The following is a 14,320-nucleotide window of genomic DNA, read 5'->3' as shown; positions in this document are numbered from 1 at the left end:
GCACGTCGGGCGCACGGCCGGCGTGCGTCGGGCGGGCGGACGAGCGGCGGACAGCGGGCGTGCGGCGGACGTGGGAACCCCCGCCCCGCAGCGGGCGCGCTACTTGACCAGCAACTCCGCGATCTGGATGGTGTTGAGCGCGGCGCCCTTGCGCAGGTTGTCGCCCGCCACCATGAGGTTCAGGCCCCTGCTGCCCTCGATCGACTGGTCCTTGCGGATGCGGCCCACCAGCGACTCGTCGATGCCCGCGGCGTCCAGCGGGGTAGGCACGTCCACGACCTTGACGCCGGCCGCCTCCGACAGCAGCTCGCGCGCCTGCTCCGGGGTGATGTCCCGCTCGAACTCGGCGTTGATGCTCAGCGTGTGACCGGTGAACACCGGCACGCGCACGCAAGTGCCGGCCACGCGAAGCTCCGGCAGCCCGAGGATCTTGCGCGACTCGTTGCGCAGCTTCTGCTCCTCGTCGGTCTCCTCGGACCCGTCGTCGACCAGCGCGCCCGCCATCGGCAGGACGTTGAACGCGATCGGCGCCACGTACGGCCCAGTGTCGTCCACGCTCAGCGCCCGCCCGTCGTGCACGAGCTCGTGGCCCGCGCCGATGTTGCCGGTCACCTGGTCGTTGAGCGCGTCGACGCCGGCGAGACCCGACCCGGACACGGCCTGGTAGGTGGAGACGACGAGCCGCTTGAGCCCGGCCGCGTCGTGGAGCACCTTGAGGACCGGCATCGCGGCCATGGTGGTGCAGTTGGGGTTGGCGATGATGCCCTTGGGCGGGTTCTGCGCGGCCTCGGGGTTGACCTCGGAGACGATCAGCGGGACGTCGGGGTCCTTGCGCCAGGCGCTGGAATTGTCGACGACGACGGCGCCGGCCGCCGCGAACCTCGGCGCCTGCTCCTTGGACATCGTGCCCCCGGCCGAGAACAGGGCGATGTCGATGCCCGCGAGCTCCTCGTCGGTGGTCGCGGCGGTGTCCTCGACCACGATGTCCTCGCCACGGAACGGCAGCGTGGTGCCCGCCGACCGCGCGGAGGCGAAGAACCGCACCTCGTCGGCCGGGAACTCCCGCTCCTCCAGCAGGGCGCGCATCACGCGCCCCACCTGGCCCGTGGCTCCGACTACGGCGACAGTGGTCATCTGTGAGGTCATCTCCTGGTGTGCTCGGCGGCCCGTGGGGGCTCTGGTGTCGGCCGCCCGCGGGTGGGAGCTCCACCCTGCGCTCGGGTCGGCCGATGATGGCCCAGTCTACCGGCCGTGCGAAGGCCCTCCAGCGACTCTCGTCACACCGCCCCCGCGATTCCGCAGCCCACGCCCCACCTCGCCATCGCCGACCAACGAGAAGTCTGTTCGGCTCACATCGGCCGAAAGGGAGGTGCGCGAAACGCTCTTTTCGACGGGCCGGCGGGTCCGATGCCCCACAGGGCCGGCGGGTCCGATACTCCACAGGGCCGGCGGGTCCGATGCTCCACAGGGCCGCCCGTCTCCACAGACGATGCCGAAATCGCGGGATGGACGAGGGATGCCACGCTCGTCGTCGTCGACGCTTGCCCCATGCGCCCCGACCCGTCTCCCCGCCGCACCCGCGACCTCGTCCCCGAACGCGGGCGGCGCCTGCACTCCAGCGGCCTCGTCCCGCACCACCGAGGCCTGTGGGTCCCGCGCACCGCCGACCGCAACCACCCGCTCACCCGGATCACGGCGATCACCGCGCTGTACCCCGGCGCGATCGCGACCGGCTGGCTGGCCGCCGACGCACACGGCCACCCGTTCCCGCCGCGGGACTACCCCGACGAGTTCGCCGCCGGCTCGACGCGGGTACGTCGGCCCGGCATGATCGGCCGCCAGTACACGATCCCACGGGAACACGTGTGCCACCTGACCGGAACCGCGGGTGCCGGCCTGGCCGCGAGCCCCGCATGGGCGCTGTTCGACATCGCGCGGCGGGGTGACCTGACGGACGCCGTCTGCGCGCTGGATGCGGGTCCGTCCATCGGCGTCGACCCGGAGCGCGACGTCCGGCCGCTCGCGATGAACCCCCGACGGATCCCCGGAAAACGCCAGGTCCTGGCGGCGCTCGACCTGTGTGACATCGGCGCCCAGTCACCGTGGGAGACCCGGACCCGGCTGTTCCTGATGAATCACGGTCTCACGGGGTTCGAGACGCAGGTCCCCGTGCCCGGCCTTCCTTATCACCTCGACCTCGGGCGCCGGGACCTCAAGGTCGGCGTCGAGTACGACGGCGAGTACCACCGCGACCCGGCGCAACATGCCAAGGACCTCACCCGCTGGAACCGACTCCGTCGCGCGGGATGGCTGGTCTACCCCCTCACCACCACGATGGTCACCCGCGACGCGCAGGCGACCGCCGCCGACATCCGGGCCGGCGTCCGCGAGCGCGGCGGCTGACGGCGGTGCGCCGACTCACGGCGGTGCGCCGACTGACGGCAGTACGCCGACTCACGGCGGTGCGGCGGCTGACGGCAGTACGCCGACGAAAAGACAGTTCCGCACACTCGCTCTCGGGCGATGTGTGCGGAACTGTCTTCTCGAGGTGGGGGTGTAGGGGCTCGGGTCAGCGGCCGGTGCCGGCGTAGACCTGGGCCTCCTCCTCGCCGCCGAGCTCGAACGCGGCATGCAGGGCGCGGACGCTCTCGGGGAGCTCGTCCTCGCGGACCAGTGCCGAGATGCGGATCTCCGAGGTGGAGATGAGCTCGATGTTGACCCCGGCCTCGGACAGCGACTCGCAGAACGTCGCGGTGACGCCCGGATGCGACTTCATGCCGGCGCCGACCAGGGAGACCTTGCCGACGTTGTCGTCGTAGAGCACCTGGTCGATCCCGAGGTCGTCCTTGGCCTGCGAGAGCACCTCGACGGCCCTGGCCCCGACCTCACGTGGGCAGGTGAAGGTAATGTCGGTCTTGCCCTCCGCCTTGGAGACGTTCTGCAGGACCATGTCGATGTTGATCTCGGCGTCGGCCACCACGCGGAAGATCTTGGCGGCGTACCCGGGCTGGTCCGGGATCCCGACGACCGTGATCTTGGCCTCCGAGGCGTCGTGAGCGACTCCGGTCAGGACTGCGTCTTCCACGGGGATGTCCTCCACTTTTCCGGCCACGAGCGTGCCCGGGTTGGTCGAATACGACGAGCGCACGCGCAGGGGCACGTGGTACCGGCGGGCGAACTCGACGCTCCGCAGGTTGAGGATCTTCGAACCGACGGCCGCCATCTCCAGCATCTCCTCGTACGAGATGGTGTCGAGCTTGCGGGCGTCGGGGACGATCCGGGGGTCGGCGGTGTAGATGCCGTCGACGTCCGAGTAGATCTCGCAGACGTCGGCGCCCAACGCGGACGCCATGGCCACCGCGGTGGTGTCCGAACCGCCACGACCCAGGGTCGTGACGTCGCGGGTCTCCCGGGACACACCCTGGAACCCGGCGACCAGAGCGATCTTGCCCTGGTCCAGGGCGTCGCGGACCCGCCCCGGTGTGATGTCGATGATCCGGCTGTCGCCGTGCTTGGTGGTGGTGATGATCCCGGCCTGCGAGCCGGTGAACGAGTACGCCTCCATCCCGAACGAACTGATGGCCATGGCCAACAGCGCGTTGGAGATCCTCTCGCCCGAGGTCAGCAGCATGTCCATCTCGCGCTGCGGGGGCGCCGGGCAGACCTGGTCCGCCAGGTCCAACAACTCGTCGGTCGTGTCCCCCATCGCGGAGGCGACGACGACGACGTCGTTACCCGCCTTCCTGGTCTCGACGATCCGTTCGGCCACCCGACGGATACGTTCTGCGGACTCCACGGAGGAGCCGCCGTACTTCTGCACTACGAGTGCCACGCGGTCACACCCTTCCGGTGTTGATCGGCTTAACGCAGCCCTACATTACGGGAGGTGTTTACTCATCATCGATGACTGAAACATGGTTGGCCGTCCTCCTGGCCCTCGCCTCCGCCCTCAGCCAGGCCTTCGGCACCGTGATGCGGCACCGCACGAAGGACCGCGCCGGGGGTCGGCTCGAGGGTCGCTTCGGCGTTCTGGCCAGCAGGTACTGGTGGTCGGGCATGGCGATCAGCCTGGCCGGATTCGCCTTCCAGGGTGTGGCGCTGGCGTTCGGCTCGCTCATCCTCGTGCAGACCATCACCGTCCTCTCACTGACCTTCGCGCTCCCGCTCGGAGCGTGGGTGACGGGCCGGCGGGTGACCAAGACCGAGCTGTTCTGGGGGTACGTCCTGGCGGGATGCGTGGTCGTCCTGGTGATCTACGGGCGACCGACGGGAGGCGACGCGCACCCGCCCTGGTACGAGTGGGCGCTCGCGTGCGCGGCCGGGCTCGCCGTCATCGCCGTGCTGCTGCGCCTGTCCCGGAACCGACGCCGCAACGGCAACCGCGCGCTGCTCCTGGGTGTCGCCGGCGGTCTCGCGTTCGCCTACGTCGCGCTGCTCACCAAGGGTGTCGCCGACCGGTGGTACTCGGGCGGGTTGCTCGAGGTGTTCACCACGGGCGAGGTGTACGGACTGGTGGCGGCGGCGGTGATCGCGCTGACGCTGCAGCAGATGTCGTTCTCTGCCGGAGCCGTGCACCAGGCGGTGCCCGCCTCCACGGTCACCACGCCCGTCGTCGCGCTGGGACTGGGGGTGGTGGTCCTGGGCGAGTGGTTCACCGTCGACGGCCCCGAGCTGGCGATCCTGGCCGCGACCCTCGTCCTGATGGTGGTGGCGACCGTGCGGTTGGCCAACAAGGAGGTCGACCAGGAGACCCAGTCGGTCCCGGGGTGACGCGGACGAGGTGGGCTGCGGGTGAGGCGGGCCGGGTGGGCTGCGGGTGAGGCGGGCCGGGTGGGTCCCGGGTAACGCGGGCCGGGTGGGCCGCGATTCCAGAGCCATGAGGACCCACCCCGAGCGGCAGCGCACCTCGATCCCATCGCTTACGCTGAGCCTCATGCGTCTCACCCGCCCCAGCGGCACCTTGAGTAACAGCCGCGCCGAGCAGGGCGGCCGAGATTCCCGCCGTGATTCCCGCCGTGACACCCACCGGGGGTCACGCCGCACGTCCCGCCTCGTGGCGACGACGCTCGCCTCGGTCGCCGCGGTCATCGCCCCGCTCGCCGTCTCCGCGCCCACGGCCGGGGCCGTGGTCAACGGCACCCCCTCCGGGCCGGCGCCCTGGGCCGTCCAGATCACGACGTTCAGCGGCATCCCCGGCACCCCCTGCTCCGGAGTGGTGGTGGCCCCGTACTGGGTGGCGACGGCCAGACACTGCGGCCCCGCCAACCCGAACGCGTACACCCTGGGATTCGGCAACGGGGCGACCGTCCCGGGCGGGTTCGCCGAGACCGCCTCGCTCGCCACCCCCCAGATCGTCGGGGCGTTCGGATCCCTCGAGACCGGCAGCATCGGGCGCCACACCCCCGTCGCCGCCTACCACGCACCCGCCGGGGACGTCATGCTGCTCAAGCTCGCACATCCGGCGCCGTCCCCGTCCGTCAAGCGCGCGGGCAGGGACCCCGTGGCCGGCGACGTGCTGCGGTTCCACGGCTTCGGAGCCACCTCGCCCGGCGGTCAGCGCGCCGCGGAGCTGCGCACCGGACTCACCCGCCTCGAGCGGATGGAGCCGCGGGGCGGATCCCGCATCGGCCGGTCCCACACCATCCAGGGCGGATACGGGGCCGGGGACTCCGGCGGGCCCGTTTTCCACGGCGACCTGCTGGTGGGCATCCATTCCGGTTCCGACCACGCACGACGCCAGCCCGACGGCACCAATCCGGCCTGGTACGAGTCGGTCCCGTTCCAGAACGGTTGGATCGACTGGATGATCGCCAACCGATGACGACGAGGTACCGGTCGCACCCGGCCGTCACTCACGTGCACCGGACCGCCCGCGTATTTGTCACACTGAACAGATGACCTCGCCGGAGCAACCGGAGCTCGTGATCCGTCGCGCCTCGCGCGGCGACCTCGACCTGGTGCTGACCGCCGACGACCTGTTCAGCTACCCGCCCACCGCGGAGTGGACCCGGGACTTCCTCGACAACGGATCCAACCTGCTGTTGCTGGCGCTGCAGGACGAGGTCCCGGTGGGCATGTTGGTGGCGGTGGAGACCGGCTACCTGGGCGCCAGCCCGGACCTGTTCGTCTACGGGATCCGGGTGAGCGAACCGCTGCGTGGCCGCGGGATCGCCCATCAACTGGTGGACAAGGCGCTCGGCATCGCCGAGGAGGCCGGCTGTCGCAGGCTGTGGGGGTCGATGCACCACGACCAGGAGCTGGGCGCCGACTCCCCGCTCTCCCCGCCGGAGGCGACCACGGGGTCCACGACCTTCGTCATCCCGATTCCGTGAGACCCCGCGGAACCGTGTATCGTGACCGCCATGCAGCGCGTGCTCCTTCTTGGGTGCCGCGGCGGGGCCCGCTGAGGCGGACCGGCTCCCCGTCGCGGGATCTCGTCGCGCCGGTCCGATCCCCACAGATCGAATCCACGGAAGTAGAGCCCCGCAATGAATCCCGCTGACGCATTCGTCTCGTCGTCGTCGACCATCACTCCCCCCTCCAAGCCCGGACGCCCCGACCAACCGTCGTGGAACCGACAGAAGGGCTCCTCGATGCCGGCCCACCGGTACCGGCCCTTCGCGGAGGAGGTCGAGGACGTCTCGCTGCCCGACCGCACCTGGCCGGACAAGGTCATCACCCACGCGCCCCAGTGGTGCGCCGTGGATCTGCGCGACGGCAACCAGGCGCTGATCGACCCCATGAGCCCGGCCCGCAAGCGCCGGATGTTCGAACTGCTGGTCCGCATGGGCTACAAGGAGATCGAGGTCGGGTTCCCGTCTGCCTCGCAGACCGACTACGACTTCGTCCGCGAGATCATCGAGGACGAGGCGATCCCCTCCGACGTCACCATCCAGGTGCTGGTGCAGTGCCGGGAGGACCTGATCCGCCGCACGTTCGAGGCGTGCGAAGGCGCGTCCAACGTGATCGTGCACTTCTACAACTCCACCTCGATCCTGCAGCGCAAGGTCGTGTTCCGTAAGGACCGCGACGCGATCAAGAAGATCGCCACCGACGCCGCCGAGCTGGTGACCGCCATCGCGAAGGACTACCCGGACACCAACTGGCGCTGGGAGTACTCGCCCGAGTCGTTCACCGGCACCGAGCTCGCGTTCTCCAAGGAGGTCTGCGACGCCGTCACCGAGGTCGTGGGCGCCACTCCGGAGAACCCGATCATCCTCAACCTGCCCGCGACGGTCGAGATGGCCACGCCCAACGTGTACGCCGACCAGATCGAGTGGATGCACCGCAATCTGGCGCGCCGCGACTCCACGATCCTGTCGCTGCACCCGCACAACGACCGTGGCACCGGCGTGGCCGCCGCCGAGCTGGCCTTCCAGGCCGGCGCCGACCGCATCGAGGGATGCCTGTTCGGCAACGGCGAGCGCACCGGCAACGTCTGCCTGGTGACGCTGGGCATGAACCTGCTCACCCGCGGCGTCGACCCGCAGATCAACTTCTCGGACATGGACGAGATCCGCCGCACCGTCGAGTACGCCAACCAGCTGCGCGTACCCGAGCGTCACCCCTACGGCGGCGACCTGGTCTTCACCGCCTTCTCGGGCTCGCACCAGGACGCGATCAACAAGGGCTTCGACGCACTGCAGGTCGAGGCCGACGCGCGGGGCGAGGACATCACCGACATCACGTGGGAGGTCCCCTACCTGCCCGTGGACCCCAAGGACGAGGGCCGCACCTACGAGGCCGTGATCCGCGTGAACTCGCAGTCCGGCAAGGGCGGCGTCGCCTACATCATGAAGAGCGACTACGGCCTGCAGCTGCCGCGGCGCCTGCAGATGGAGTTCTCCGCGCTGGTGCAGAACGTCACCGACTCCGAGGGTGGCGAGGTCACGCCCAAGCAGATGTGGGACATCTTCACCCTCGAGTACCTGGACCGCGTCTCCCCCATGGAGCGGATCTCCCAGCAGCTCGACCCGGCCGAGACCGACGACGGCGTGGACTCGATCGACGCCGTGGTCAAGTGGAAGGGCGAGACCAAGGAGCTGACGGGGTCCGGTAACGGCCCCCTGGCGGCGTTCGTCGCCGCGCTCAACGAGATGTTCGACGACGAGGTGCGCATCCTCGACTACTCGGAGCACGCCATGACCGCCGGCGACGACGCCACCGCGGCGGCGTACGTCGAGGTGCAGTTCGGCAACCGGGTGTTCTGGGGCGTCGGCCGGGCCGGTTCCATCACCACCGCGACACTGCGCGCCGTGGTCTCGGCCGTGAACCGCGCGTACGCCGACGAGGCCGTGGTCCCCGACGAGACGGTGGGCAGCACCGTGGGCGCCCGGACCTGGGCCCCCTGACGCCTGGGGGTTGCTCCCCCCGGGGGCCGGCCCCGTCGAGAAGAGCGTTCCGCACACATCGCCCGAGAGCGGGGTGTGCGGGACGCTCTTCTCGTTGGGCGGGGCGGCCCGCGGGCGCGCGTGACCGGCGACCGAGTGGGGCCCGGGCGCGCGTGATCGGCGACCAAGTGGGGCCCGGGCGCCCGTGACGGCGACCGAGTAGGCCCGTGGCCCGGCGTCGGGCCCGCCGATTCCCCCTAGTGGAGGCTCCGGATACGCCTCATGAACCTCACTCGCCACATGTATCACTTCGGTAACGCAGGTCTCGATTTGGTTACGTCGAGCGCGTAATGTGGCCGTCGATCGCGCCGATATGCCAGGCGTCAGTTTCTGCAGTACAAGTCTGGAGTACACCCTTATGCCCGTTTCACGCCGTGGGTTTCTCACCGCCGCGTCAGTCGGGGTGGGCGTCGCAGTCGCCTCCTCCGTCCGTGGCCCCCTCGCCGGGGCCAACCCGTTCGACACCGGTTCCCTCGGCATGGCCCAGGACCTGCTCAAGTCGGTCCCGACCGGCAGCGGGATGATCCAGCCGAACGGCCCTCTCGGCTACGTGGGGGTCACTTTCCCCAGCGCCGAGGAGATCGCCGGCCGGATCCGGTTCGCGTTCCCCGACGGCTCGGTGGGCGACTGGCTCCCGCTCGAGGCGATGGACTCCGCCCCGGACAGCGGCAGCACTCCCGCGTCCGATCTCGTCGCCGCGCCGCAGGGGTCCGTGGGTTACGAGGTCGACGCTCCCGCCGGCGCCCGTGCCACCGCGTTCGACGACGGCCGGGCTGCACCGCGCAACTACAGCCTGGGCAGCGTCGGAACGCTCGGCCTGCCGATCATCCCGCGGGCGGCATGGGGCGCCGGTGACGTCTCGGGGAACCGCTGGGCACCGCAGTTCTTCCCGGCCCAGGCGATCACGATCCACCACACGGCCTCGCCCGTGGGCCCGGACCGCGCCGCCAGTGTGCGCGCGATCTACAACTACCACGCCAACACACTGGGCTGGGGCGACGTCGGATACCACCTGCTCATCGACCCGGAGGGCCGCATCTACCAGGGCCGCGGCGGAACCGTCGGCGGGACCCCGGTCTTCCAGGTGCCTCCGGTCGCCGGCATCGCTCCCCCGGTGGTCACCGCAGGCCACACGGGCGGCGTCAACAACGGCAATATCGGCATCTGCGTGCTGGGCGACTTCACCGGAGCGCCGCCGACCCCCGCCGCCGTGGGCGCGACCATCGACTGCGTCCGTGCCCTCGCTTCGGCCACCGGAATCAACCCGCGCGGCGGCATCACCTACCGCAACCCGCAGGGCGGGGCCACGCGCAACATGCCGGCCGTCTCGGGCCACCGCGACTGGGGCGGGACCGCCTGCCCGGGCAACTCGTTCTACCCGCAGATGCAGTTCATCCGCGACACCGCCGCGCGCGGCTGGGCCCCGAACGCGGTCTCCTCGGCCGTCTTCGGCTCCTGAGCCTCGTCTGACGGACCCGCCTCTCCCATCGAGAAGAGCGTTCCGAACACCCCCACTCGGGCGATGTGTTCGGAACGCTCTTCTCGTGTGTGGGGTGGCTCGTGTGCGGGAGGGTGGCCGATCCCCGCCGAAGGGCTGTCCCAGCCGTCATCCTGCGTTCACCCCGGGTCGAACCGCCCGTAGACGGCGCCGCATAACGTCACGCCGGCAAGTGGCACCCGGGACTCCTCCCGGCATGCCGACACCACTTCCGGCGAGGTTCCCATGCTCATCACACGTGCCCTCTTCACGGTCGGCGCCACCGCCCTCGGCTGTCTCCTTACCGCCTCATCCTTGACGGTGGCCACCGCGGCGACCGGATCACTCGGCGGGGCGACGGCGGGCTCACTCGGCACCGACGCACCGGCGGGTTCACTCGGCGTCCTCGGTTCGCTCGGTGCCGGAGAGCGCGACTTCGACCTCCAGGCACACCGCGGCGGCGTGGGGCTTCATGTCGAGAGCTCCCCGCAGGCCTTCTCGGCTGCGCTCGAACTGGGTGTGAGCACCCTGGAACTCGATACCCAGGTCACCGCCGACGGCGCGGTGGTGGTCACGCACGACCGACGCCCCCGGGCCGACGTCTGTCAGGACACCGCGCCTGTCGTGGAGGGCGATCCGCTGTTCCCCTACATGGACCACTACATCCACCAGCTCACGCTCGAGCAGGTCAGGACGCTCGACTGTGGTTCGCTCCGTCGTCCCGGTTACCCCGACCAGCAGACCCACCCGGGCGAGAGGATGATGCTCCTCTCCGAACTGTTCGACCTCGTCAAGGCCCACGGGGCCGACGGGCCGGACGGGGTGTCAATGAACATCGAGACCAAGGTGGAGGCCGGAGCCCCGGACCAGACCGCACCGCGCGAGGTGTTCGTCTCAGCGGTGCACGAGGAGATCACGAACTCGGGTCTCGAGCAGCAGATCACCGTCCAGTCGTTCGACTGGGGCGCACTGATGGCGATGCACGAGCTCGCCCCGAGCCTGCCGCTCGTCGCCCTGACGAACCACGACTTCCTCGGCATCGACTCCGGGGCTCCCTCGCCGTGGCTCGGGGGGATCGACATCGCGGACTTCGACGGTGACGGCGTCGCCGCCGCGGCGTCCATCGACGGGGTGGTGGCCTATTCGCCGGTCGCCACCTACCCGGACCAGAGCTGCACGGTCGGCGAGAGCGCCTGCCGGGCGTACGTCACGGAGGAGATGGTCCAGAGCGCGCACTCGCACGGGCTGAGGATCATCCCGTGGACGGTGAACAACGTTCCGACCATGGAGTACCTCATGGACATCGGCGTCGACGGGATCATCACCGACTACCCGAACCTGCTCCGGGACCTCATGGCGGAGCGGGGCCGGGCGCTTCCGCGGCAGTACGCCGCCGAGAGGTGAGCTGACCCCGGGGCCGCCGCACCAACGGGAAGAGCGTTCCGCGCACCTGCCTCTCGGCGGACGTGTGCGGAACGCTCTTCTCGTGCGATGGCCGGGCCGTGGGGCGGCCGCGCCTTAGTCGCGGGCGCGCGTGGGGATCACCATGCCGAGCACCCAGTTGACCAGTCCGATCACGATCGCCCCGAAGAACGCCGCCCAGAACCCGCTCACCTGGTACTCGGCACCGAACAGCTGGAACGTCGTGGTGACCCAGCTGGTGAGCATGAGCATCAGCGCGTTGATCACCAGCAGGAACAGCCCCAGGGTGAGGATGGTCAGCGGCAGCGACAGCAGCTGCACGATCGGCTTGATCACCGCGTTGATCAGCGTGAACACCACGGCCACGATGAGCAGCGCCGCGATGGTCGGCACGCTCACCTCGTTGTCGATGGCGCCGGCGTCGATCCCGGCGTCCCCGGCGGTCTCGTACAGGGAGATCCCCGGCACGATCAGAGTCGCCACCCACAGGGCGACGGCGTTGACGATCAGGCCCAGTACCAGCGCCATGTCCGGTCAGCTCCCCACGTAGGAATCGGCCACATCGAGTGCGCGGTCGACGACGTCGAGCCCCGCGTTCGCCTCCTCGGCCGTGATGATGCAGGGCGGAACGATGTGGAATCGGTTGTAGTTCATGAACAACAGCACGCCGTCGGACTTGGCGGCGGCGAAGGTCCTGGCCATTGCCTCCGATGTCCCACCGTAGGGGGCGAGGGGCTCGCGTGTCTCGCGGTCGGCCACCATCTCCACTGCCCAGAACACTCCCAGGCCGCGGACCTCGCCGATCGACGGGTGCTTCTCGGCGAGCTCGCGCAGGCGCGGGCCGATCACGTCCTCGCCGATCGTGCGGGCGTTCTCGACGATCTTCTCGTCCCGCATCAGGTTGATGGTGGCCACCACGGAGGCGCAGGCGAGCGGGTGCCCGGCGTAGGTCAGTCCACCGGTGTAGGGGGTGTTCTCGAAGGAGGCGGCGATCCGGTCGTGCAGGATCACCCCGCCGAGCGGGACGTAACCGGAGTTGGAGCCCTTGGCAAAGGTGATGAGGTCGGGGGCCCAGTCGTCGTCTCCGGACCGGAAGTTGTCCAGGGCGAGCCAGGCGCCGGTGCGGCCGAAGCCGGACATGACCTCGTCGCAGATCATGACGATCCCGTACTTGTCGCAGATCTCGCGCACACCGCGCAGGTAGTCGGCCGGCGGCACCATGATCCCGACCGTGCCGGGCACCGACTCGATGATCAACGCCGCGAAGTGGTCCGGGCCCTCCAGCGCGATGAGCGAGTCCAGGTGCTCGAGCGCGCGGTCGCACTCCTGCTTCTCGTTCTCGGCGTAGAACTGCGACCGGTACAGGTAGGGCGCGTGGAAGTGCACGGCGCCGGTGTTGCCGTGGTCGTTGGCCCAGCGGCGGGCGTCGCCGGTGAGGTTCATCGAGGTGGTGGTGGCGCCGTGGTAGCTGCGGAACGCCGAGAGGGTCTTGTGCCGACCGGTGTGGCGGCGCGCCATGCGGACGGCGTGCTCGACGGCCTCGGTGCCGGCGTTGGTGAAGAACACGCGGTTCATGCCGGCGGGTGCGACCTCGGCGACCAGCCGGGCGGCCTCGGCGCGGGCGGCGTTGGCGTGCGCGGGGTTGATGGTGCACAGCTCGGCGGCCTGGTCCTGGATCGCCTTGACCACCACGGGGTGCTGGTGGCCGATGTTGGTGTTGACCAGCTGGGAGGTGAAGTCGAGCAGGCGGTTGCCGTCGCCGTCGGTGAGGTGGCAGCCCTCTGCGGCGGTGACGACCATCGGGTCGCTGGCGCCCCAGGCGGACCACGGGGTCAGGACGTGGGCCCGCTCCTTCTCGTAGACCTCGCGGGCGGCGGCGTTCTGGGGTGCGGGCACGGGACGGTACTCCTGTTGTCGACGACGTGGGCCGCAGCCCATCATGTCAGTTCCGTGGCGCCCTCCCCGACCGGCGCCCCACGATGCGGAACGCGCGCGTCAGGAGGCGCGCCTCAGGAGTCGTGCCTCAGAAGAGCGCCTCCTGCGCGCTGTCCACCGCCTGGGCGCCCGCGACGGGCCGCCCGGGGGCCACGTCGGCGAGCATCTGCTCGAATCGGGCGAACGGGACCAGTTCGAGCCCCTTCTTGCGGGCGAACGCCGCGCGGCCGCGGACCGCCCCGGGGGCGTCGCACACGGCCAGCGAGGTGCGGGAGGAGATGCGGTCGGCCAGGTAGAGACCCGAGTCGACGACGAGGCCGGCGATCTCCTCCGGGTCGCGGTCCACGTCCTGCGTGAAGACCACCTCCATGCCCTGCACCAGCCCGCCGCCTCGCTTCAGCCGCCCGGCCGGCCGCCAGAGCCTGGGTGCCGCGAGGGCGTCGGCCCACACGCGCGAGACCAGGAAGCCGGTCACCGGGTCCGCCAGCATCCCGTCGAGCTCGCGCACCGACGGCCGCACGTCCTTGGCCGCGGCCACCCGCAGCATCCCCGCGAAGACCCCGGCCAGGACCAGGGCGTCGTCGTGGGCGTCGTGCGCGGCCCGCTGCTCCACGCCGAAGTGCGCGGCGAGCGTCACCAGCTTGAGGTCGGCGGTGGACAGGTGCAGCCGGCCCGCGAAGTCCAGCGTGCACACGAACCGCTCCAGCGGCGGCTCGAGTCCGGCCCGCCGCGCCTCCGATGCCAGGAAGGACGCGTCGAACGTGGCGTTGTGGGCCACCACGGTGCGGCCGTCGAGGACCCGGGCCAGGTCCGCGGCCACGTCGGCGTAGCGCGGTTTGCCCGCGAGCAGAGCCGGGGTGAGGCCGTGCACGTGGACCGGCCCCGGGTCGACCCCGGGGTTGAGCAGGGTCGCGAACTCCTCGACCACCTCGCCGTCGTCGTCGATCACCACCGCCGCCACCGACAGCACCCGGTCGACGGACGGCCTCATCCCGGACGTCTCGACGTCAACCATCACCCAGCCGCTCATGTCACCCCATCTCCCGTGCCGCGCGTGCCGACCGCGTGGGCCCGTGTCCGCCTATGGTGGCAGACC

12 protein-coding genes are annotated in these 14,320 nt (G+C 70.4%); 7 read left to right on the top strand and 5 right to left on the bottom strand.

Going from position 1 to position 14,320, the window contains the following annotated elements; all coding sequences use genetic code 11:
- Positions 1-99 precede the first annotated feature (99 nt).
- On the bottom strand, positions 100-1,134 hold the full coding sequence (locus tag G6031_RS10075) for an aspartate-semialdehyde dehydrogenase (RefSeq protein ID WP_182653189.1): 1,035 nt from the start codon (positions 1,132-1,134) through the stop codon (positions 100-102).
- Between the two features lie 414 nt (positions 1,135-1,548).
- On the opposite strand from G6031_RS10075, the gene G6031_RS10070 reads away from it, so the two are divergent.
- The gene (locus G6031_RS10070) at positions 1,549-2,403 is read left to right on the top strand and encodes a DUF559 domain-containing protein (RefSeq protein ID WP_182653188.1); all 855 of its coding nucleotides are present in this window, start codon (positions 1,549-1,551) and stop codon (positions 2,401-2,403) included.
- A gap of 166 nt (positions 2,404-2,569) precedes the next feature.
- On the opposite strand, the gene G6031_RS10065 is transcribed toward G6031_RS10070, so the two are convergent.
- Positions 2,570-3,832 (bottom strand): aspartate kinase, encoded by a 1,263-nt coding sequence (locus tag G6031_RS10065; protein WP_182638458.1) that lies wholly within the window; start codon positions 3,830-3,832, stop codon positions 2,570-2,572.
- A 71-nt stretch (positions 3,833-3,903) separates the two neighbouring features.
- Here G6031_RS10065 and G6031_RS10060 point away from each other — a divergent pair, with 71 nt between their 5' ends.
- From G6031_RS10060 to G6031_RS10035, 6 genes are all read left to right on the top strand, one after another.
- Complete coding sequence (locus G6031_RS10060) at positions 3,904-4,770, top strand: DMT family transporter (protein WP_182645344.1); 867 nt, start codon at positions 3,904-3,906, stop codon at positions 4,768-4,770.
- A 163-nt stretch (positions 4,771-4,933) separates the two neighbouring features.
- Complete coding sequence (locus tag G6031_RS10055) at positions 4,934-5,821, top strand: trypsin-like serine protease (protein ID WP_187702201.1); 888 nt, start codon at positions 4,934-4,936, stop codon at positions 5,819-5,821.
- 73 nt (positions 5,822-5,894) lie between these two features.
- Positions 5,895-6,332 (top strand): GNAT family N-acetyltransferase, encoded by a 438-nt coding sequence (locus tag G6031_RS10050; RefSeq protein ID WP_179524341.1) that lies wholly within the window; start codon positions 5,895-5,897, stop codon positions 6,330-6,332.
- 156 nt (positions 6,333-6,488) lie between these two features.
- On the top strand, positions 6,489-8,351 hold the full coding sequence (gene leuA / locus G6031_RS10045; protein WP_179524340.1) for a 2-isopropylmalate synthase: 1,863 nt from the start codon (positions 6,489-6,491) through the stop codon (positions 8,349-8,351).
- Positions 8,352-8,793: 442 nt separating this feature from the next.
- Entirely contained in the window at positions 8,794-9,849 is a 1,056-nt protein-coding gene (locus G6031_RS10040; protein WP_259845694.1) for a peptidoglycan recognition family protein, read from the top strand.
- 264 nt (positions 9,850-10,113) lie between these two features.
- Positions 10,114-11,271: a glycerophosphodiester phosphodiesterase family protein gene (locus G6031_RS10035; RefSeq protein ID WP_182653187.1), complete on the top strand. Its 1,158-nt coding sequence runs from the start codon at positions 10,114-10,116 to the stop codon at positions 11,269-11,271.
- A gap of 114 nt (positions 11,272-11,385) precedes the next feature.
- Here the strand turns inward: G6031_RS10035 and G6031_RS10030 are convergent, their stop codons facing one another.
- The 3 genes from G6031_RS10030 to G6031_RS10020 all read right to left on the bottom strand — a co-directional run bounded on the left by G6031_RS10030 (position 11,386) and on the right by G6031_RS10020 (position 14,254).
- The gene (locus G6031_RS10030; RefSeq protein ID WP_179524337.1) at positions 11,386-11,817 is read right to left on the bottom strand and encodes a phage holin family protein; all 432 of its coding nucleotides are present in this window, start codon (positions 11,815-11,817) and stop codon (positions 11,386-11,388) included.
- Positions 11,818-11,823: 6 nt separating this feature from the next.
- On the bottom strand, positions 11,824-13,185 hold the full coding sequence (locus tag G6031_RS10025; protein ID WP_182653186.1) for an aspartate aminotransferase family protein: 1,362 nt from the start codon (positions 13,183-13,185) through the stop codon (positions 11,824-11,826).
- A 127-nt stretch (positions 13,186-13,312) separates the two neighbouring features.
- Positions 13,313-14,254 carry an exonuclease domain-containing protein gene (locus tag G6031_RS10020; protein WP_182653185.1) on the bottom strand — a complete coding sequence of 314 codons (942 nt, stop codon included), beginning with the start codon at positions 14,252-14,254 and terminating at the stop codon, positions 13,313-13,315.
- Positions 14,255-14,320 lie beyond the last annotated feature (66 nt).

The organism is Dietzia sp. CQ4, from assembly GCF_014145125.1.
GTDB classification, from domain to species: domain Bacteria; phylum Actinomycetota; class Actinomycetes; order Mycobacteriales; family Mycobacteriaceae; genus Dietzia; species Dietzia natronolimnaea.
Note: the sequence above shows the minus strand (reverse complement) of the source record. Positions and strands in the feature narration are given on the sequence as shown.